This is a genomic window from Streptomyces luteolus (assembly GCF_029968015.1).
GTDB classification, from domain to species: domain Bacteria; phylum Actinomycetota; class Actinomycetes; order Streptomycetales; family Streptomycetaceae; genus Streptomyces; species Streptomyces luteolus.
The window spans coordinates 174,330-192,295 of record NZ_JASCIS010000001.1 but is presented as its reverse complement, the minus strand read 5'-3'; the positions used below and the strand labels follow the sequence as shown (position 1 = coordinate 192,295).

Here is a 17,966-nt window from a genome sequence, read left to right as displayed (position 1 = left end):
GCCCTGCGCTTCGGGCGTTCATGCGGGCGCGTCCAATACATCCGTGGCATCGAGGGGCCGGTCGTACAGCAGCACGAGGCCGGAGACCGGGTGCGGGCCGTTGTCGTGGTGCGCGATGTCCCGCCGCAACTGCCATACGGAATAGGCGAGTCGGTCGGCCCGGCGGCCGGCCCGGAAGACGCCGTCGATCTCTTCGTGCAGTGCGGCGCAGGCCTCGCCGCACTGGCTGCCGGCATGCCCCGTGCCGTGCCACAGGGCGGCGCCGTGGCCCTGCCCGAGGACCTCGGCCAGCACGTCCTCTCCGGTCTTCTCACCGGCCGAGCGGCACATCGCGGGCACCTCGCCGGGCGCCGTCCGCTCGATCGCGCCCCGCAGCGATCTGCCCGCGGGCGGCAGCCGAAGGGAGCTGATGCGTTCGGCGGCGTGCAGGTCGCGCCAGCGAGCGGCGTGGCGGGCGTCCCGCTCCGGGTCCGGTTCCCGCAGCCGCGCCAGGCTGCGCACCACCACCGGGCGGTGCACCCCGAGCGGCTCCTTGGCCGGGTCCTGGTGCAGCGGAACCGTGTGGTTGAGCTGCCACTGGTGCACCGGCTCGTCGAAGTGCTCGTACGGCAGGGCGACTTCGAGCGGCGCGGGCGAGCCGCCGAGGTCGACCCGTTCGAAGGCGTGGTTCAGGGCTTCGCCCACCTCGTGCACCAGGTCGCGGTAGGGCACGCCCGGGCCGTCCTCCCGGCCGGCGAGCATCTCTTCGTCCTCACCGACGTGGTCCAGGCGCACCGTCCAGTAGAAGCGGTGGTCCTCGCCGGACACCTCTTCTATTTCGAGGACGACGACGGAGCGCTCGCTGCCGGGGTGCGGGTACGCCACCGGCTCTTCGGTCTCCGCGGCCCGCGCGTGCACCGGATGGGTGTCGGGGTCGGGGCGCGCGGGTCCGGGCTCCCCGAACGGGGCGCCGTTCCCGACGCCGTGAAGGTGCGCGGGCGGTTCGGTGTTCCAGGGGCCCGCGGCCCGCTGCCTGCCGGGGAGCAGCTCCTCCCGTTCGTCCAGCCAGGCCGCCAGCGGGCCGGTGTCCAGGCCGTCGGACTCCGCGTACTCGATCACCCGGCGCAGGTAGCGGAGGAAGACCTCGGCCTCCAGGGGCTTGGCGCCGTCGTACAGCTCGCCGTGGCCGTCGCGCCAACTCCGCGGCACCGGCCGGCTGTCGGAGAGCCAGCGTCGCCCCATGGCGATGCGCACCAGCACACCGATGTCGCCGGGCTTCTCGCTCTCCGCGCTGCTGGGAATGGCTCGGCGCAGCAGGGCGAGGTGGCGCAGGGCCTCGGCGCGGTCCCCTGGTGTCCAGGCGTCGGTGGCGATGCTGCCGCCGGGGCCGCCCGCGGCCTCGTCCTGCAGCGCCACCCAGCTGTCCGACCGGCCGAGGCGGGCGTGGTGCCACAGGTCGTGGGCGGCGGCGATCTCCGCGTACAGCTCGCCGAAGCCGCGCAGGGCCGTGATGTCGATGGCCGCGCCGCCGTACCCCTCCTGGCGTGTCTTCATCACTCCGACGACGGCTCCGGAGTCCGGGGCGACGACCGGGGACCCCGACAGGCCGCTCTTGAACTGCACCGTGGGTTCGAAGCGCCGCGCCGCACCGTCCGCCACGCTGACCTTGGCCAGCGCATCGCGCGTCCGCACGCGACGGGATTCGTCGAGGTAGTAGCCGTGCACGAAGCGTTCGTCGCCGAGTGTGCGCCCCGCCCAGTCCGCGAACCAGACGCAGGGGTGCTGCTCGGCCGATTCGTCGTCCGCGAGGCGCAGCAGGGCGAGGTCCTGCTCGAACGGAATCTCCCCTTCTCCGCCCCGCCAGAGCATCTGCTCCAGCCTCGCCTCCGCCGGGCTGCTCGCGCCGACCGCCGCGCCGGTCACGCCGAAGCGGCCCTTGCGCGAGGCGTCCAGGTGGGTCCGGACCACGTGCGCGCAGGTGAGGATCCAGCCCGGCGCGACGAAGAACCCCGTCCCCCACAGGCGGGTCCGCTCCGTGGTGTCGGTCTTGGGTGCGTGGATCTGGACGGTGGCTGCGCTGACCAGCCGCCCGAGGCGCTCCGACAGGTCAGGCATCGGCGTCGCCGAGGCGCCAGGTGAGGGTGACCTGGACGGACGCCTTCGCCTCCCCCTCGGCGAGGATCGCGAACGCCCGGCCCGACTTCGTGCTGAGCTCGACGCCGAAGGTGATCGCGGCCTCGTCCGGCCGCACCGCACGCGCCGCGTCGAGCACGGAGGTGCCGACGCCCTGGATCAGCTCACCGAGTTGCTCCAGCCTGGCGCCCGCGGAGTCGAGGACCCCGATGTCCTGGTCCTCGTACCGGTCCGTGGGCGTGACGCGGGCCATGATCCGGCCCGCACCGCCGGGCAGGGTGATGGGCCACACGCCGTGCGGCAGCTCGTCGGCGGGGAACTCCTCGGGGGTGCCTTCAGCCGCTACCGGCTCCCGGCCCCGCTCCTCCGCCGTCTCGCGCGCCTCGCCCTCCCGGCCCGTCCCGCCCGTCCGCTCGTCCGTCCGCTCGTCCGTCCACGAACCGCCCGCCATAACGCCCCCGTCCGTACACTTCATCCGCACCGCCGACGGCCCGCGCGCCCCTCAACTCCCCTGGCAGCGCGGGCTTTTGATCTACGACGAGATTAGCCACCGGACTGGTTGCGGGCGACCCCTGTGGATAAGTCTGTCCACAGGGTCGCGGGCTGGCTCGATCTGATCGGCGCGGAGGTACTCACAGGGGCCCAGGGCACGGCGGCCCCGGTCCGCGGCACCCATATCCTGGGCACATGTACTTCACCGACCGAGGCATCGAGGAACTGGAGAAGCGGCGCGGCGAGGAGGAAGTCACCTTCGAGTGGCTCGCCGAGCAGCTGCGGACGTTCGTCGATCTGAACCCGGACTTCGAGGTGCCGGTCGAGCGCCTCGCCACCTGGCTGGCCCGCCTGGACGACGAGGACGAGGACTAGGGCTAGGGCTAGGGCTAGGGCTAGGGCTAGGGCTAGGGCTAGGACCAGAACCAGACCCTGGACCGGGACCAGGACCAGGACCAGAACCAGGCCAGGACCAGGGCGAGTAGGACGAACAGCGCCCGGTCAGTCGAGCGGGCGCCGGAGTTCCCGTACGAGACCGAGCGCGCCGTGGACGAGGAGCACCGCACCGGCGGCCGTCAAGCCCGCGCTGCGGCGCCGTAGACCCCAGAGGGTGAGCGGGAGGCCCGCCGCGAGGTGGGCCGCGGCCAGGACGCGGGCCGCCAGGCTGCCGCCCTCGGGGGCGACTTCGGCACGTACGGCTACGCTCCGGCCGGGCCACTCCACGGTCTCGGCGTCCGGGAGCGCGCGGGCCGCCGCGCTCAGGGACGCCGCGCTCGCACCGGGGGTGAGGCCCCTGGGCGCGGTGAGTCCGGCGCGGGTGAGGATCGCGAGCAGGACGCGCAGCCGGTCGTCGGCGTCGGCCGCCGGGTCGGCCCGGGTGAGCGGTTCGAGGGACCGCACGTCGAGGACGGGGTCGAGGCCGAGCCGGGCGGCGAAGGTCCGCATCGCCTCGTCCTCGCCGACCGGGGTGCCGTCGGCCAGCCACACGTAGCCGACACCGCGGTGGAAGCCCGAGGCGAGGAGGTAGCCGCTGTGGTCCGGGTCCCACCAGAGCGCGAGCACCGGCCAGGGTGCGCCGACTGCGAGGGCGGTCGCCCAGCCCGCGAGGACGCGGTCGACGGGCTCACCCGCCCGGGTCCACGGGGTGCCGTCGGGCACCAGGACGCTCCACTCCGGTCCGGCCGGGGCGAGGTGGAGGCGTGCGCGCAGCAGACCGGCGACGGGGCGGACGTCGGCGGGTGCGGCGCGGCAGAACAGCAGCGCACCGGCGGCGGGCGAAGGGGATTCACGTCCGGCCTCGGAGCCGGGGTCGGGCGGGGTCAGCACAGATCCACGCTAGGCCAATTTGTCCGTGTTGGCTCTGGTATGCCGTGCGGCGCCCGAGCCCGCCGCTCTTGACGTGACGCATCCGCGATATATCGTGTCGTTAGGAGAGAACGCGATATGGCGCGTCATGCGCACCGGCCGAGGGAGGCAACCATGGCGGAGTCCAGCTGGGAGATCGCCGAGCCGCGGAAGTTCAGCTTCGACGAACCGGTGAGCTCGGTGCGCGTACGCATCGCGGGCGGCGCGGTGAACGTGGTCGGCACCGAGGAGGGCGCGGCCCACCTGGAGGTCTCGGAGATCGACGGACCGCCGCTGCGGCTGACACGGGAGGGCACGACGCTCACCGTCGCGTACGACGACCTGCCCTGGAAGGGCTTCCTCAAGTGGCTGGACCCCAAGGGCCGGCGACGGCACGCGGTGGTCTCGCTCGCGGTGCCGTCGGGCACGGACGTCGAGGTCGGCACGGTCGGCGCGAGCGCCATGGTCTCCGGCGTCGAGGGCCGCACCGCCGTCCGGGGCGTCAACGGCGAGACCACCCTGTCCGGCCTGTCCGGCGACGTGCGGGCGGAGACGGTGAGCGGCACGGTGGAAGTGCAGGGCGTGACCGGCGACTTGAAGTTCAGCTCGGTCTCCGGCGACCTGACGGTCGTCGCGGCGGGCGCGTCCGTACGGGCGGAGTCCGTCAGCGGCGACATGATCGTGGACCTGGACGGCTCGGACCGCGCCCCCGACGTACGGCTGTCGAGCGTCTCCGGCGAGATCGCGATCCGGCTCCCGCACCCGGCGGACGCGGTCGTGGAGGCGGACACGACGAGCGGCACGGTCTCCAACGCGTTCGAGGACCTGCGGGTCGGCGGCGCGTGGGGCACGAAGAAGATCACCGGCCGTCTCGGCGCCGGCACGGGCACGCTCAGGGCCACCACGGTCTCCGGCGCCATCGCCCTGCTGCGCCGCCCGCAGCCGGAGGCGTACGGGACACACGGCGAGGGCCCCACCCCCGACGCACCGGACCCACAAGCGGACGGGAACAATCCTCCTACGGACACACCCCCGGCGGACAGCCCGCCGGCCGGTGACAGCACGACCGGGAAGGTGCTCTGACATGCCCCCCGTCTTCGCCCACGGCCGCCTGCGCCTCTACCTCCTCAAGCTCCTGGACGAGGCGCCGCGCCACGGCTACGAGGTGATCCGGCTCCTGGAGGAGCGCTTCCAGGGCCTGTACGCGCCCTCGGCGGGCACCGTCTACCCGCGCCTGGCCAAGCTGGAGGCCGAGGGCCTGGTCACGCACACCACGGAGGGCGGCCGCAAGGTCTACTCGATCACCGACGCGGGCCGGGCCGAACTGGCCGACCGCAGCGGCGAGTTGGCCGACCTTGAGCTGGAGATCCGCGCCTCCGTCGCCGAGCTCGCCGCCGAGATCCGGGACGACGTCCGCGGCGCCGCCGGGGACCTGCGGCGTGAGATGCGGGCGGCGGCGAGCGAGACCCGGCGCGAAACGGCGTCCGGCGGGGCGGGCGGCAAGGCCGGCTGGGAGGGCTCGTTCGGCGACAGCGAGGCCTGGCGGGCGGCGAAGGAGGAGCTGCGCCGGGCCAAGCAGGAGTGGAAGGAGCAGGCCCGCCGCGCCAAGGACGAGTCGCGCCGCGCCCGCGACGAGGCCCAGCGCGCCCGCCGCCAGGCCAAGGAGGCCGAGGACGAGGCGCGCGACGAGGTCCAGCGGATCGCGAAGCGCGTACAGGACCAGGTGCAGGACCACTTCGCGCGCGGGGACTGGCCCACGGGGCTGCGGGAGGGCCTGGCCGAGATCACCAAGGAGTTCGGCCGCTTCGGCAGGCCGGGCGCCGCGGCGGGCTCCGCCGCGCCATCGGAACCCGCCGAGCCGGAGTGGGTACGCGAGGAGTCCACGGGCGACCCGGCCCGCGACCTGGACCGCCTGCTCGACCGCTTCCGCGACGACATCCGCGACGCGGCCCGCGACCACGGGGTGACCGATCCCCAACTCCGCGACGCACGCCGCCACTTGTCCGCTGCCGCGGCGCAGATCGGGGCGGTGCTGCGGGGGGCGGACGGGGGCTGAGTCCGCCGGGGGCGGGATCTTTCCCCCTCCCCGCCCCTTCCCGAAAGCCTGCGGCGCTTGTCGTTCGGCTGCCGCGCCGTCGTGGCTGGTCGCGCAGTTCCCCGCGCCCCTGAAAATCCGGCCCGCCCGCAAAATCCAGCCCCTCCGGCGTTTGAGGAGCGGGGGTCCGGGGGCGGAGCCCCCGAAGCTGCTGCAAGCTTTCGGGAAGGGGCGGGGAGGGGAGAGATCAGCTCGTCCCCAGCACCCGCACCACCTCGTCGTAAGAAGCCCCGTGCGCCGCCAGCACATCCCGTACGACACCGGGCCGGACGGTCAGCGCGAGCAGGAGATGCTCATCGCCGATGGACCGGTCCCCGCGGCCGATCGCGACCCGCAGCGACTGCTCAAGGACCTCCTTGGACTCCCGGGCGAACGAGCGGTGCCCGGTGAAGCGGCGGCGCTTCGTACGCGTACGCTCCAGCGCCCCCTCCCCATGAGCCTCTTCGACGCGCGACACGATCGCCCCGACATCGATGCCGAGCCCGGCCAGGGCCCCCTCGTCGGCCTCGGACACTCCCCCGCGCCGCCGCGCCTCGGCGAGCGCGGCGGTGACCGCGTCGCGCCGGTCCGTCACGCCGAGCGCGGCGCAGGCGTACGCGGCCTTGGTGCCCTCGGCGTCGAGGAGGGCGAGGAGCAGATGCTCGGGGGTGACGTCGGCGTCACCGGCCCGCTCGGCATGGCCGACCGCCCCCTCCACCACGTCCCGTGCGCCTCGGGTGAACCGCTCGAACATCACTGCCTCCCGTACTTCTTGTGCACGGCCTGCCTGCTGACGCCCAGCTCGGCGGCGATCTCCTGCCACGACCAGCCCTGGTTCCGGGCGCTGCGCACCTGGACGGACTCGAGCCGTTCGAGCAGCCGCCGCAGTGCGGCGACCGCCCGCAGCCCGATGCGTGGGTCACGATCTCCGGCTCGCTCGGCGAGATCCGTTGCCTCGGTCATGATGTCAACTTACGTTGACAGGACCTCCACTGTCAACCTTGATTGACACGTCACGTACGAGAAAGGCCCGGTCGGCGCGCGGGCACGCGCGCGCCGACCGGGCCCAGGGAAGGCTCAGACCGTCAGCACGATCTTGCCGAACTGCCCGCCCTCCGCCAGCCGCTCGAAGCCCTCGCGGGCCCGGTCCAGGGGAAGTTCCTCGTCGATGACCGGCCGGATCCCGGTGTTGGCGCAGAACGCGAGCAGATCCTCCAGCTCGTCCTTGGAGCCCATCGTGGAGCCGACGACCTTCAGCTCCAGGAAGAAGATCCGGGTCAGCTCGGCGTGCGAGGGCCGGTCGCCGCTGGTCGCGCCGGAGATCACCAGCGTGCCGCCGGGCTTCAGGGACTTCACGGAGTGCGACCAGGTGGCCGCGCCGACCGTCTCGATCACCGCGTCCACGCGCTGCGGCAGCCGGGCGCCCGACTCCACGGCCTCCACCGCACCGAGCTCCAGGGCGCGCTTGCGCTTCGCCTCGTCGCGGCTGGTGGCGAAGACCTTCAGGCCGGCCGCCTTGCCGAGGACGATCGCGGCCGTCGCGACACCGCCGCCCGCGCCCTGCACCAGCACCGAATCCCCGGGCCGCACCCCGGCGTTGGTGAACAGCATGCGGTACGCGGTGAGCCAGGCCGTCGGCAGACAGGCGGCCTCGGCGAAGCTCAGCTCCTTGGGCTTGGGCAGGACGTTCCAGGTCGGTACGGAGACCTGCTCGGCGAAGGTGCCCTGGTAGCGCTCGGTCAGGATCGAGCGGGGCTCGTCCGGGCCGACGCCGTGCCCGGACTGGCCGATGACGGAGTGCAGCACGACCTCGTTGCCCTCGGCGTCGACCCCGGCGGCGTCACAGCCGAGGATCATCGGGAGCTTGTCCTCCCCGAGGCCGACGCCCCGCAGGGACCAGAGGTCGTGGTGGTTGAGGGAGGCGGCCCTGACGTTGACGGTCGTCCAGCCGGGGCGCGCCTCGGGGGCCGGACGCTCCCCCAACTCAAGGCCACTGAGGGGCTGGTCACGGTCGATACGGGCGGCGTATGCAGCGAACATGGCGCCGAGGCTATTGCGGGTACGGGTGCCACGGAACCGTAGCCGGATGTGACACCCCGCACCCGCGACCGATTACGCGTCTCGCCGGTACTGCGCAGGCGACCCCTTCGTCCCCTCGTCCTCGTACGAGCCGGCCTCGCCCCGGTCCACGTGGAAGGTGGTCAGGGTCGTCACCGGCGACTTCGGGTCGCGGCGGTCGCCGATCACCCGCATATGGGCGGAGAAGCGCTCCGGCGTCACCTCGTACACGTCGTATCCGTAGCGGTTGCCCTCGAAGTACTTGAGGTGCGGGTTGGCCTTGCCCATCAGGGGGCCGTTGGTCTCGTTCCAGTCGGCGGAGTACGCGCCCGACGTCACCGAGTGCGCCGTGAACTCCGTACCCACCAGCGGCGATTCGGTGTCGTCGAAGTCCACGCGGACGTCGTCCACGAACGCCGAGTGCCAGTCGCCGGTGATCACGACCAGGTCCTCCAGACCGCTCGCGTGGACGTGCCCGAGCACCTCCTTGCGCTCGGCCAGGAAGCCGTCCCACTGGTCGGTGAACATGTACGAGCCGCCGGGCCGGCCGCGCAGCTGGCTCAGCATGATCGAGTTGGCCCAGACATGCCAGGCGTCCGGCGCCTTGTCGATGCCCTGCTTGAGCCAGGACTTCTGTTCGGCGCCGAGGATCGTCCCGTCGGACAGGTTCTGCGCGGAGCGGTACGAGCGCAGGTCGAGCACCGTGAGTTCGAGCAGGTCGCCCCACTTGCGTACGCGGTGGATCTCCGGGTCGGGAAGCGCGGAGCCGCCGAAGCTGTCGCGGTGCGGCATGTGCTCGAACCACGCCTGGTACGCGGCCGCCCGCCGCTGCATGAACGGCGCCCCGCCGCCCGTACCGCTGTAGTCGTTGACGACCTCGTGATCGTCCCAGGTGAGGAACCACGGGTGGGCGGCGTGCGCCTCGCGCAGGGACGGGTCGCCCTTGTAGAGGGCGTGGCGTTTGCGATAGTCGGCGAGGGTGAGGACCTCGGGGCCGTCGTGGTCGCGGACGTGCTCCTCGGGGACGCCGCCGACCTGGCCGTGCTCGTAGATGTAGTCGCCGAGGTGGACCACGAAGTCGACGTCCTCGCGGGCGACCGCGCGGTGCGCCGCGTAGTAACCGTCGTGGAACGCCTGGCAGTTGAGGGCCGCGAACCGGACCTTGGAGACGTTTCCGAGCGGAGCGGTACGGGTGCGGCCGACGCGGCTCGTCCTGCCCAGGGCCTTGAACGCGTACCAGTAGTGCCGGCCCGCCTCCAGGCCCGTCACGGGTATGTGGACGCTGTGCCCGAGCGTCGCCGACGCCGGTGCCTTGCCCCGGGCGACCACGCGTCTCAGCTCCGGGTCGGCGGCGACGGTCCACTCGACCTCGACCACCTCGGGCAGCGGCTGCTCGGCGGCGAACGGCTCGGGCGCGAGTCTGGTCCACAGCACCACGCTCGACGGCTGCGGATCCCCGGAGGCCACGCCGAGCGTGAACGGCGCCGGGTCGTACCGGGCGCCCAGCTGCTCGGCGGCCTCGCGGGCCTGGGCCGGGGTGAGGCCGACGCTCAGCGGCCAGACCGCGCCGAGCGCGCCCGCGACTCCGGCGGCCTTGAGGAGGTCACGGCGGTTGACGGTCATCGGCGGCCTCCGGTGGCGCTCAGGGTGAGGGAAAGGGCGTCCGCGTAACCGTCGTTGGAGGTTCCGCTTCCGGTGCGGGTGAAGACGAGCAGGACTCGTGCGGTGCGCGCACCGGGCGGCACCGCGGCCTCGGCGGTCCGCTCGACCAGGCCGGTCTTCCCGCCGCGTTCGGCGGCGGTGACCGGTCCGAGGACGCTCAGGGCGATCGGGGTGCCCCGGCTGTCGCGGAACTCCACGGAGAGGCGTACGCCGTCCTCCTGCGCCGCGTAGCCGCCGAGCCATCCGGTCACGGCGTACCGCACTCGGCCCGCGTCCACGGCGGCCCGCCCGGTGGCGCCGCGCGCGGGCAGTGCGACGTCCTGGAGCAGGGCGGTACGGGGTGAGTCTCCGCCGGAGAAGAAGCGGCTGCCGCGCCGCTCGGGGCCGGGGTCGGCCGGGGTGGGATAGCCGCCGCCCAGGCTGTAGTCGATGAGCGCGGGGGCGCCCTGGACGACCTTCCAGCCGGTGACGGTGGGCACAGGTTCAGCGGTGCCGCCGGGACCGGCCTCGGCGTCGCCGTTGACGACCAGATTCACGCGCGCCTCCTGGTAATAGGGGGAGTTGGCGCCGGAATCACATCAGTCGTACGTGAACCGCGGGAAGAGCTTCCGCGAATCTTTCTGTTGGACTTGTATGGACAACTTGCGGGGCGGACGGCCGTTTTGAGGGCACGTGAAAGGGCCCCGCCTGCAGGCGGGGCCCTTTCAACAGTTCAGCCCGTCAGGGCTCGTGCGCCGGGTTCAGCGACGCGCGACACCCTCCGCGCGAGCCGCCGCCGCGACCGCCGCCGTGACCGCCGGGGCCACCCGCTCGTCGAAGGGCGACGGGATCACGTACTCCGCGGACAGCTCGTCACCGACGACCTCGGCGAGCGCGTCGGCCGCCGCGATCTTCATGGCCTCGGTGATCTGCGAGGCGCGCACCTGCAGCGCGCCGGCGAAGATGCCGGGGAACGCGAGCACGTTGTTGATCTGGTTCGGGTAGTCCGAGCGCCCGGTGGCCACGACCGCCGCGTACTTGTGCGCGATGTCGGGGTGCACCTCGGGGTTCGGGTTGGCCATGGCGAACACGAAGGAGTTCTCCGCCATGGACGCCACCGCGGGCTCCGGGACCGTACCGCCCGAGACGCCGATGAAGACGTCCGCGCCCTCGAGCGCCGACTCCAGGGTGCCGGACAGGCCCGCCTTGTTGGTGATCTCCGCGAGCTCGCGCTTGACCGGGGTGAGGTCCTCCCGGTCCTTGCTGACGACGCCCTTGCGGTCGGCCACCGCCACGTCGCCGATGCCCGCCTCCAGGAGGAACTTGGCGATGGCGACGCCGGCCGCGCCCGCACCGGAGATCACGGCGCGCAGGTCGCCGAGGGTCCGGTTCGTGAGCTTCGCGGCGTTGCGCAGCGCGGCGAGGGTGACGACCGCCGTGCCGTGCTGGTCGTCATGGAAGACGGGAATGTCGAGGGCCTCCTTGAGGCGGTCCTCGATCTCGAAGCAGCGCGGCGCCGAGATGTCCTCCAGGTTCACTCCGCCGAAGGACGGGGCGAGCCGGACCACGGTGTCGACGATCTCGTCGACGCTGGTGGTCTGGAGGGCGATCGGGACGGCGTCCACGCCGCCGAACTGCTTGAACAGAATGGCCTTGCCCTCCATCACGGGGAGGGAGGCTTCCGGACCGATGTCGCCGAGTCCGAGCACGGCCGTGCCGTCGGTGACGACGGCGACGACGTTGGACTTCCACGTGTAGTCGTTCACGAGCTCGGGCTGCTCGGCGATGGCGCTGCACACCTTGGCCACGCCGGGCGTGTACGCGAGGGACAGGTCGTCCTTGTCACGCACCGGCACGGTGGCCTGGACGGCCATCTTGCCGCCACGGTGCAGCGCGAACGCGGGATCGAAGGGCTCTTCCGCGCCCTCCGCACCGGCGTCGCTGCGAGGGTTGACGATCTCCGCTGCCACTTTTGTCTGACCCCTTAAGTCTTATTCGTTGAGGGTGACCACTCCTGGTTCAGGGGTGGGCGGGCACCGCGTCCGTGACTCGCTTCGGCGGTTGGCCCGCCTCCGCGAGGGGAGGTACGCACGCGCGGGCGCGCCGCACACGCGCCCTGAGCCCCGGATGAGGGGTGTAACAGCCCTTTTTACCTGAAGACCGCACGGCCCGGCGAGCGGCGTTGGTCACTGCCCGGTAAGGCCCGTTTGCCCACCCGCCAAACGAACGATCATCGTTCATCGCGCGGCCACCTGACATTGCCCCGCACGCTTCCCACCTGCGGCGTTCCCCGCACCCCCGGCGCCGTACGGACGAGGCGCCTGGGCCCGCTCACCCGGCAGGCCCAAGTCGCCCCAGAAGCCCACAAGGCGCACACTGATGATCCGGAAACAACTGTCCACATGGCGAGATTCGCCGGAGATGGTGCGGTTAGCGACTGTTCACCGCCTTGGTTGGCGATTACGCCCTGTTCCCCGCATTACACGGATCGCACACCCCGACCGCCCGCTATCCGGCACCCGTTATCCGATTTTGACATCGCCGACCCCCTGAAGCCGTGCGTCCGAATGGCAAGATGCGTCAATCACCCGAGGTCGAGGCACTCGAAAGCCGCGTGCGGAACGGCCTCGTCGCACGGCAGCTCCCTCATCCGCCGGAGGAACCACACATGACCGCAAGCACCACTTGTCGCACGGCCGCAGGCAGGTCACGAATACTCGCGGTCGGCGCCATCGCGGTCGCGGGCACCCTGCTCCTGGCCGGCTGCGGCGACCAGACCGACGCGGCCCAGCGCGCCCGGAACAGCGAGAACGCCCCGCTCGCCGACAAGCTCCCGCAGAGCATCAAGGACGCCGGCGTCGTCAAGGTCGGCTCCGACATCGCGTACCCGCCGGTGGAGTACAAGGACAAGAACGGCAAGGTCGTCGGCATCGACCTGGACATCGCCGAGGCGCTCGGTGAGCAGCTCGGCGTCGAGTTCAGCTTCGAGAACGGCACCTTCGACACCCTCCTGGGCGGTCTGCGCTCCAAGCGGTACAACATCGCCATGTCCGCCATGACGGACACCAAGGACCGCCAGAACGGCATCGACTCGGACACCGGCAAGAAGGTCGGCGAGGGCGTCGACTTCGTCGACTACTTCAACGCGGGCGTCTCGATCTACACCAACAAGGGCGAGACCCAGGGCATCAAGACCTGGGACGACCTGTGCGGCAAGAAGGTCGTCCTGCAGCGCGGCACCGTCTCGCACGACCTGGCCAAGGCCGAGGCCAAGAAGTGCGAGGGCGGCAAGACGATCGCCATCGAGGCCTTCGACAACGACCAGCAGGCCCAGACCCGGCTGCGCTCCGGTGGCGCCGACGCCGGCTCCTCCGACTTCCCCGTCGCCGCGTTCGCCGTGAAGACCTCCGGCGGCGGCAAGGACTTCGAGCTGGTCGGCGAGCAGGTCGAGGCCGCTCCGTACGGCATCGCCGTACCGAAGAACAACCCCGAACTGCGGGACGCCATCAAGGCCGCGCTCGACGCCATCATCAAGAACGGCGAGTACGAAAAGATCATCTCGAAGTGGGGCGTCGAGGCCGGCGCCGTCACCGAGGCCAAGGTCAACGGCGGCAAGTGACGACCCCGGGTCGTCGGTAAGGGCATCGGTGAAAGGCATCTCGTGACTGTGGACATCGACAAGAAGGGCCCGGAGGACACCCCTCCGCAGGCCCCGCAGGCCATCAAGGCCGTGCCGGTGCGGCACTACGGCCGCTATCTCTCGGCATTCATCGCCCTCGCGGCGCTCGGCGCGATCGTCTTCGCGTTCGCGCAGGGTGAGATCAACTGGGACGCGATCCCTGAGTACTTCTTCGACTCGCGCATCCTCGGCGGCGTACGGGAGACCTTGCTCCTGACCGTGTGCGCGATGCTGATCGGCGTCGTGGGCGGCATCCTGCTCGCCGTCATGCGGCTGTCGAAGAACCCGGTGACGTCGTCGATCGCCTGGTTCTACATCTGGTTCTTCCGCGGCACCCCGGTCCTGGTGCAGCTGTTCGTCTGGTTCAACCTGGGCTTCGTCTTCGAGTACATCAACCTCGGCCCGGTCTACAAGGACGAGTGGTCCGACTTCATGACGCCGTTCCTGACGGCGCTGCTCGGACTCGGCCTCAACGAGGCCGCGTACATGGCGGAGATCTGCCGCGCCGGTCTGCTCGCCGTCGACGAGGGCCAGACCGAGGCGGCGCACGCGCTCGGCATGAGCCACTCCAAGACGCTGCGCCGCGTGGTGCTGCCGCAGGCGATGCGCGTGATCGTCCCGCCGACCGGCAACGAAGTCATCAACATGCTGAAGACGACGTCGCTGGTCGCCGCCGTCCAGTACTACGAGCTCCTGAAGAACGCGACGGACATCGGCCAGAGTTCGGGCGCCACGGTCGAAGTGCTGTTCCTCGCCGCAACCTGGTATCTGATCATGACCTCGATCCTGAGCGTCGGGCAGTACTACCTGGAGCGCTACTACGCCCGCGGCTCCTCCCGGCAACTCCCGCCGACGCCCTGGCAGAAGGTCAAGGCCAACATGCTGTCGCTGCGCCGTCCGGAGGTCGCCCGATGAACGCCATGGTCAAGGCCGAGAACGTGCACAAGTCCTTCGGGCACGTCGAGGTCCTCAAGGGCATCGACCTGGAGGTCGAGCAGGGCGAGGTGTTCTGCCTGATCGGCCCGTCCGGCTCCGGCAAGTCGACGTTCCTGCGCTGCATCAACCACCTGGAGAAGGTCAACGCCGGACGGCTCTACGTGGACGGCGAGCTGGTCGGCTACCGGCAGAAGGGCGACAAGCTCTACGAGCTCAAGGACACCGAGGTCGCCCTGAAGCGCCGGGACATCGGCATGGTCTTCCAGCGCTTCAACCTGTTCCCGCACATGACGGCCCTGGAGAACGTCATGGAGGCGCCGGTCCAGGTCAAGGGCGAGTCGAAGGCCGCGGCCCGCGAACGCGCCGGGTCGCTCCTGGAGCGCGTGGGCCTCGCCGACAAGGCGGGCAACTACCCCTCGCAGCTCTCCGGCGGCCAGCAGCAGCGCGTGGCGATCGCCCGCGCGCTCGCCATGGAACCGAAGCTGATGCTCTTCGACGAGCCGACCTCGGCGCTCGACCCCGAACTGGTCGGCGACGTCCTCGACGTCATGCGTGACCTCGCAGAGTCCGGCATGACGATGATCGTCGTCACGCACGAGATGGGCTTCGCCCGCGAGGTGGGCGACAGCCTGGTCTTCATGGACGGCGGCGTCGTCGTCGAGTCCGGCAACCCCAGGGACGTCCTGACGGATCCGCAGCACGAGCGGACGAAGTCGTTCCTGTCCAAGGTGCTGTAACCGGCACGGCAGTTGAAGACGAGGAGGGCGGTACGGGAAGGTTCCGTACCGCCCTCCTCCCATGCTCGGGCTACTTCACGGCGAGCACCAGGGCGTCCGACGGTGAGGCCCAGACCGTACGGGCCTCGGCGAAGCCCTTCTCGCGCAGCACGCGCGCGTGCCACTCGGCGGGCGGGGTGTCGCCGTCGGCGTGCTCGCCGTAGATCTCGAACCGCCGCGCGGTCGGCTCGGCGAGCACCGGGTCCTTGGCCGCGAGCTGCCACCAGTCCGCCCAGTCCAGGGCGCCCGCGGACTTGGCCCGGTCCTGGCGCGCGTGCCGCTGCGTGCGGTCGGCGGCGTTGATGCGCGGGGTCGAGGGGTCGGGCATGTGGTCGGCGTTCATGAACACCCCGCCGTCCCGGACGAGTTCGGCGACCTGGCCGTAGAGCACGGCGAGCGGTTCGCTGTGCAGCCAGTGCAGCGCGGTGGCGGTGAGGACCGCGTCGTACGCGTCGTACGGCAGCTTCGCGCGCCAGTCGGGGTCCTTGAGGTCGGCGGTGACGAAGGTGACGCGGTCGTCCCCGGCGAAGGTGCCCTCGGCGATGGCGAGCAGCGCCGGGTCGAGGTCGACGCCCGTGCTGACCGCGTCCGGGAACCGCTGGAACAGCCGGTCCGTGATGCTGCCCGTGCCGCAGGCGAGGTCGAGCACGCGCGGCCGCGGGCCGACGAGGGCCTCCACCATGTCGAGCATGACGCGGAACCGCTCCTCGCGGTCCGGCATGTACCACTCCTGCTGCCGGTCCCAGCTCGTCTGCCAGGCTTGCCAGTCGGCTGCGCCCGCGGTGGTGCCGGTGCTGGTCTCGGTCATGGAACCCTCCCGTACGAAATCACCAGTACGTAATACCCTGGACGCAGCAGCGCCCATTACCTCAGCTGAGGTCGACGATAGCCCGCCCCGGTAAGGACTACAAGTGGAACTGGCCTATTACTCGGACTACGCCGTGCGCCTGGTCAACAGTGAGGAGCCGGCCCGGAACAAGGACTCCCTCACCTCCGTCGAGGCGGTCCGCGAGCTGTTCGGGCCGAGCTCCACGGCGGCCCGCCGCGCCACCGACGCCGACGTGACCCGGTTCCGGTCCGTACGGGCCCGGCTTCGCGCGGTCTTCGAGGCGGCGGACGGCGGCGACGAGACCCTCGCCGTCGACCTGCTCAACTCGCTGCTGCTCGAATTCCCGGTCAGCCCGCAGATCTCCGGGCACGACCACCGCGACGAGGACAACCGGCCGCTGTGGCACATGCACCTGGCCGACCACCCGTCGAACGCGACCGCGGGCTACGCCGCCATCGCCTCCATGGGCCTCGCCTTCCACCTCACCGAGCACGGGGTGGAGCGCCTCGGCATCTGCGAGGCGACGCCCTGCCGCAACGCCTACCTGGACACGTCCACCAACCGCTCCCGGCGCTACTGCTCGGACCGCTGCGCGACCCGCGCCAACGTCGCCGCCTACCGGGCCCGCAAGCGCGAGGAGGCCGACCGGTCGCACAGCACCGGACGTACGGCGGACAGCGCCCAGAGCGCCGCGCGCAACGGCGAGCGCTGACCCTCCGAGCGCGGCCTGAACCGGCCCACGACACGGGCGAGGACCAGCTCCTCGGGCACGGTCCCGTAGTCCGTACTGTCCCCGCCCGCAAAGGAGTTGTCGCCGAGCACCCACCAGCCGGCCTCACGGCGCTCGACGGCCCGCTTCACGACCAGCAGGTCCTGCTGGAACGGGTGGCGCAGGACGACGACGTCACCCGGCCGGACCCGCGCCCCGTACCGGACGAGCAGCTGGTCGCCGGGGCGCAGGGTGGGCACCATCGACGGCCCGTGCACCTCGGCCACACCGAACGGCGCCCGCGCCTGACCGGCCCGCCCCGGCTCGCTGCCCTGCTCCCGCATTCCGCACCTCTCGCCCGTCGTTCTCACGCCTGCCGTTCTCACGCCTGTCGTTCGCACGCCCGTCGTTCGCACGCCCGTCGTTCGCACGCCCGTCAACGGATGCCACCAGTCTGCCGTTCGCATCCGTCCCGGGTCCCGGTTCCACCCGGGACTTTTGTCCCAGCCCCTGGGCCCCTCGCGAAATCCCCTTCCTCACGGAGTAATGTCGCCCCTGAGAAGACGATCACGAGGAAGGACAGCTCAATGCTCTCCCGCCTGTTTGCCCCCAAGGTGAAGGTCAGCGCTCACTGCGACCTGCCCTGCGGTGTGTACGACCCGGCCCAGGCCCGCATCGAGGCGGAGTCGGTCAAGGCCGTCCAGGAGAAGATGGCCGGCAACGACGACGCGCAGTTCCAGACGCGCGCCATCGGCATCAAGGAGCAGCGCGCGGAGCTCGCCAAGCACCACGTGTCGGTGCTCTGGAGCGACTACTTCAAGCCCCCGCACTTCGAGAAGTACCCGGAGCTGCACCAGCTGGTCAACGACACCCTCAAGGCCCTCTCGGCCGCCAAGGGCTCGTCGGACCCGGCCACGGGCCAGAAGGCGCTGGACTACATCGCCCAGATCGACAAGATCTTCTGGGAGACGAAGAAGGCCTGACCTTCGCGTTTCGTCACGCATCGCGTCACACAGAACACCCGGCATCCGCGCGGAGCCGGGTGTTCTGCGTTGTGGGGGGATTGGCCGACGGGCTGTCTCCGATGGGATCTGGGCCTCCGCGTCACTCGTCCGCCTCGACACGGCGGACGCAGCGGACGTGCTCGGCCAGTTCGCCGAACTCCTGCGCCCCGGGGGGGCCGATGTACGTGCGCCTCAAGGCCACTGGCAGCACGGGCTGGCTCGACGAACCCGACGGCCGACGGTGGTACACGGTGTGGGACTGGATGAGTTCGCCGCCGCGGTGGCTGGTGCGGGGTTCGCGGTCGACAGTGT

General features: G+C 71.3%; 19 protein-coding genes. 8 read left to right on the top strand and 11 right to left on the bottom strand.

The window, feature by feature from the left end; all coding sequences use genetic code 11:
* Window positions 1–18: 18 nt before the first annotated feature.
* The gene (locus QIT00_RS00885) at window positions 19–2,094 is read right to left on the bottom strand and encodes a VMAP-C domain-containing protein (protein ID WP_282533049.1); all 2,076 of its coding nucleotides are present in this window, start codon (window positions 2,092–2,094) and stop codon (window positions 19–21) included.
* Window positions 2,087–2,563, bottom strand: a complete 477-nt coding sequence (locus QIT00_RS00880; protein WP_282533048.1) for a CU044_2847 family protein — start codon at window positions 2,561–2,563, stop codon at window positions 2,087–2,089. Before QIT00_RS00880 ends, QIT00_RS00885 begins: the two co-directional genes overlap by 8 nt.
* Window positions 2,564–2,799: 236 nt before the next feature.
* Here QIT00_RS00880 and QIT00_RS00875 point away from each other — a divergent pair, with 236 nt between their 5' ends.
* Complete coding sequence (locus QIT00_RS00875; RefSeq protein WP_128557595.1) at window positions 2,800–2,979, top strand: DUF6104 family protein; 180 nt, start codon at window positions 2,800–2,802, stop codon at window positions 2,977–2,979.
* Window positions 2,980–3,105: 126 nt separating this feature from the next.
* Here the strand turns inward: QIT00_RS00875 and QIT00_RS00870 are convergent, their stop codons facing one another.
* The gene (locus QIT00_RS00870) at window positions 3,106–3,930 is read right to left on the bottom strand and encodes a hypothetical protein (RefSeq protein WP_282533047.1); all 825 of its coding nucleotides are present in this window, start codon (window positions 3,928–3,930) and stop codon (window positions 3,106–3,108) included.
* A gap of 153 nt (window positions 3,931–4,083) precedes the next feature.
* On the opposite strand from QIT00_RS00870, the gene QIT00_RS00865 reads away from it, so the two are divergent.
* Window positions 4,084–5,031, top strand: coding sequence for a DUF4097 family beta strand repeat-containing protein (locus QIT00_RS00865; RefSeq protein WP_282533046.1), 948 nt, complete (start codon window positions 4,084–4,086; stop codon window positions 5,029–5,031).
* Window position 5,032: 1 nt separating this feature from the next.
* The gene (locus QIT00_RS00860) at window positions 5,033–6,004 is read left to right on the top strand and encodes a PadR family transcriptional regulator (protein ID WP_282533045.1); all 972 of its coding nucleotides are present in this window, start codon (window positions 5,033–5,035) and stop codon (window positions 6,002–6,004) included.
* A gap of 226 nt (window positions 6,005–6,230) precedes the next feature.
* On the opposite strand, the gene QIT00_RS00855 is transcribed toward QIT00_RS00860, so the two are convergent.
* The 6 genes from QIT00_RS00855 to QIT00_RS00830 all read right to left on the bottom strand — a co-directional run bounded on the left by QIT00_RS00855 (window position 6,231) and on the right by QIT00_RS00830 (window position 11,691).
* Window positions 6,231–6,776: a Clp protease N-terminal domain-containing protein gene (locus QIT00_RS00855; RefSeq protein WP_282533044.1), complete on the bottom strand. Its 546-nt coding sequence runs from the start codon at window positions 6,774–6,776 to the stop codon at window positions 6,231–6,233.
* Window positions 6,776–6,985 carry a helix-turn-helix domain-containing protein gene (locus QIT00_RS00850; RefSeq protein ID WP_282533043.1) on the bottom strand — a complete coding sequence of 70 codons (210 nt, stop codon included), beginning with the start codon at window positions 6,983–6,985 and terminating at the stop codon, window positions 6,776–6,778. Before QIT00_RS00850 ends, QIT00_RS00855 begins: the two co-directional genes overlap by 1 nt.
* Before the next feature lie 114 nt (window positions 6,986–7,099).
* Window positions 7,100–8,062, bottom strand: a complete 963-nt coding sequence (locus QIT00_RS00845) for a zinc-binding dehydrogenase (RefSeq protein ID WP_282533042.1) — start codon at window positions 8,060–8,062, stop codon at window positions 7,100–7,102.
* A gap of 72 nt (window positions 8,063–8,134) precedes the next feature.
* Window positions 8,135–9,703, bottom strand: coding sequence for an alkaline phosphatase D family protein (locus QIT00_RS00840; protein WP_282533041.1), 1,569 nt, complete (start codon window positions 9,701–9,703; stop codon window positions 8,135–8,137).
* Entirely contained in the window at window positions 9,700–10,278 is a 579-nt protein-coding gene (locus QIT00_RS00835; protein WP_282533040.1) for a phosphoesterase, read from the bottom strand. Before QIT00_RS00835 ends, QIT00_RS00840 begins: the two co-directional genes overlap by 4 nt.
* A gap of 204 nt (window positions 10,279–10,482) precedes the next feature.
* On the bottom strand, window positions 10,483–11,691 hold the full coding sequence (locus QIT00_RS00830; RefSeq protein ID WP_282533039.1) for an NAD(P)-dependent malic enzyme: 1,209 nt from the start codon (window positions 11,689–11,691) through the stop codon (window positions 10,483–10,485).
* 698 nt (window positions 11,692–12,389) lie between these two features.
* Here QIT00_RS00830 and QIT00_RS00825 point away from each other — a divergent pair.
* The 3 genes from QIT00_RS00825 to QIT00_RS00815 are packed head-to-tail and all read left to right on the top strand — an operon-like array spanning window position 12,390 to window position 15,073.
* On the top strand, window positions 12,390–13,340 hold the full coding sequence (locus tag QIT00_RS00825; RefSeq protein WP_282533038.1) for an ABC transporter substrate-binding protein: 951 nt from the start codon (window positions 12,390–12,392) through the stop codon (window positions 13,338–13,340).
* A gap of 42 nt (window positions 13,341–13,382) precedes the next feature.
* Window positions 13,383–14,315, top strand: a complete 933-nt coding sequence (locus tag QIT00_RS00820) for an amino acid ABC transporter permease (RefSeq protein WP_282533037.1) — start codon at window positions 13,383–13,385, stop codon at window positions 14,313–14,315.
* Window positions 14,312–15,073 carry an amino acid ABC transporter ATP-binding protein gene (locus QIT00_RS00815; RefSeq protein ID WP_282533036.1) on the top strand — a complete coding sequence of 254 codons (762 nt, stop codon included), beginning with the start codon at window positions 14,312–14,314 and terminating at the stop codon, window positions 15,071–15,073. Before QIT00_RS00820 ends, QIT00_RS00815 begins: the two co-directional genes overlap by 4 nt.
* A gap of 70 nt (window positions 15,074–15,143) precedes the next feature.
* Here the strand turns inward: QIT00_RS00815 and QIT00_RS00810 are convergent, their stop codons facing one another.
* The gene (locus QIT00_RS00810; RefSeq protein ID WP_282533035.1) at window positions 15,144–15,920 is read right to left on the bottom strand and encodes a class I SAM-dependent methyltransferase; all 777 of its coding nucleotides are present in this window, start codon (window positions 15,918–15,920) and stop codon (window positions 15,144–15,146) included.
* Between the two features lie 103 nt (window positions 15,921–16,023).
* On the opposite strand from QIT00_RS00810, the gene QIT00_RS00805 reads away from it, so the two are divergent.
* Entirely contained in the window at window positions 16,024–16,653 is a 630-nt protein-coding gene (locus QIT00_RS00805) for a CGNR zinc finger domain-containing protein (RefSeq protein ID WP_282533034.1), read from the top strand.
* Here the strand turns inward: QIT00_RS00805 and sodX are convergent.
* Window positions 16,557–16,994, bottom strand: coding sequence for a nickel-type superoxide dismutase maturation protease (gene sodX / locus QIT00_RS00800; protein ID WP_282533033.1), 438 nt, complete (start codon window positions 16,992–16,994; stop codon window positions 16,557–16,559). The two genes, QIT00_RS00805 and sodX, sit on opposite strands and share 97 nt — an antisense overlap.
* A gap of 243 nt (window positions 16,995–17,237) precedes the next feature.
* Here sodX and sodN point away from each other — a divergent pair, with 243 nt between their 5' ends.
* A complete protein-coding gene (gene sodN / locus QIT00_RS00795; protein WP_190081992.1) occupies window positions 17,238–17,633 on the top strand; it encodes a superoxide dismutase, Ni in 396 nt (131 codons plus the stop codon).
* Window positions 17,634–17,966 lie beyond the last annotated feature (333 nt).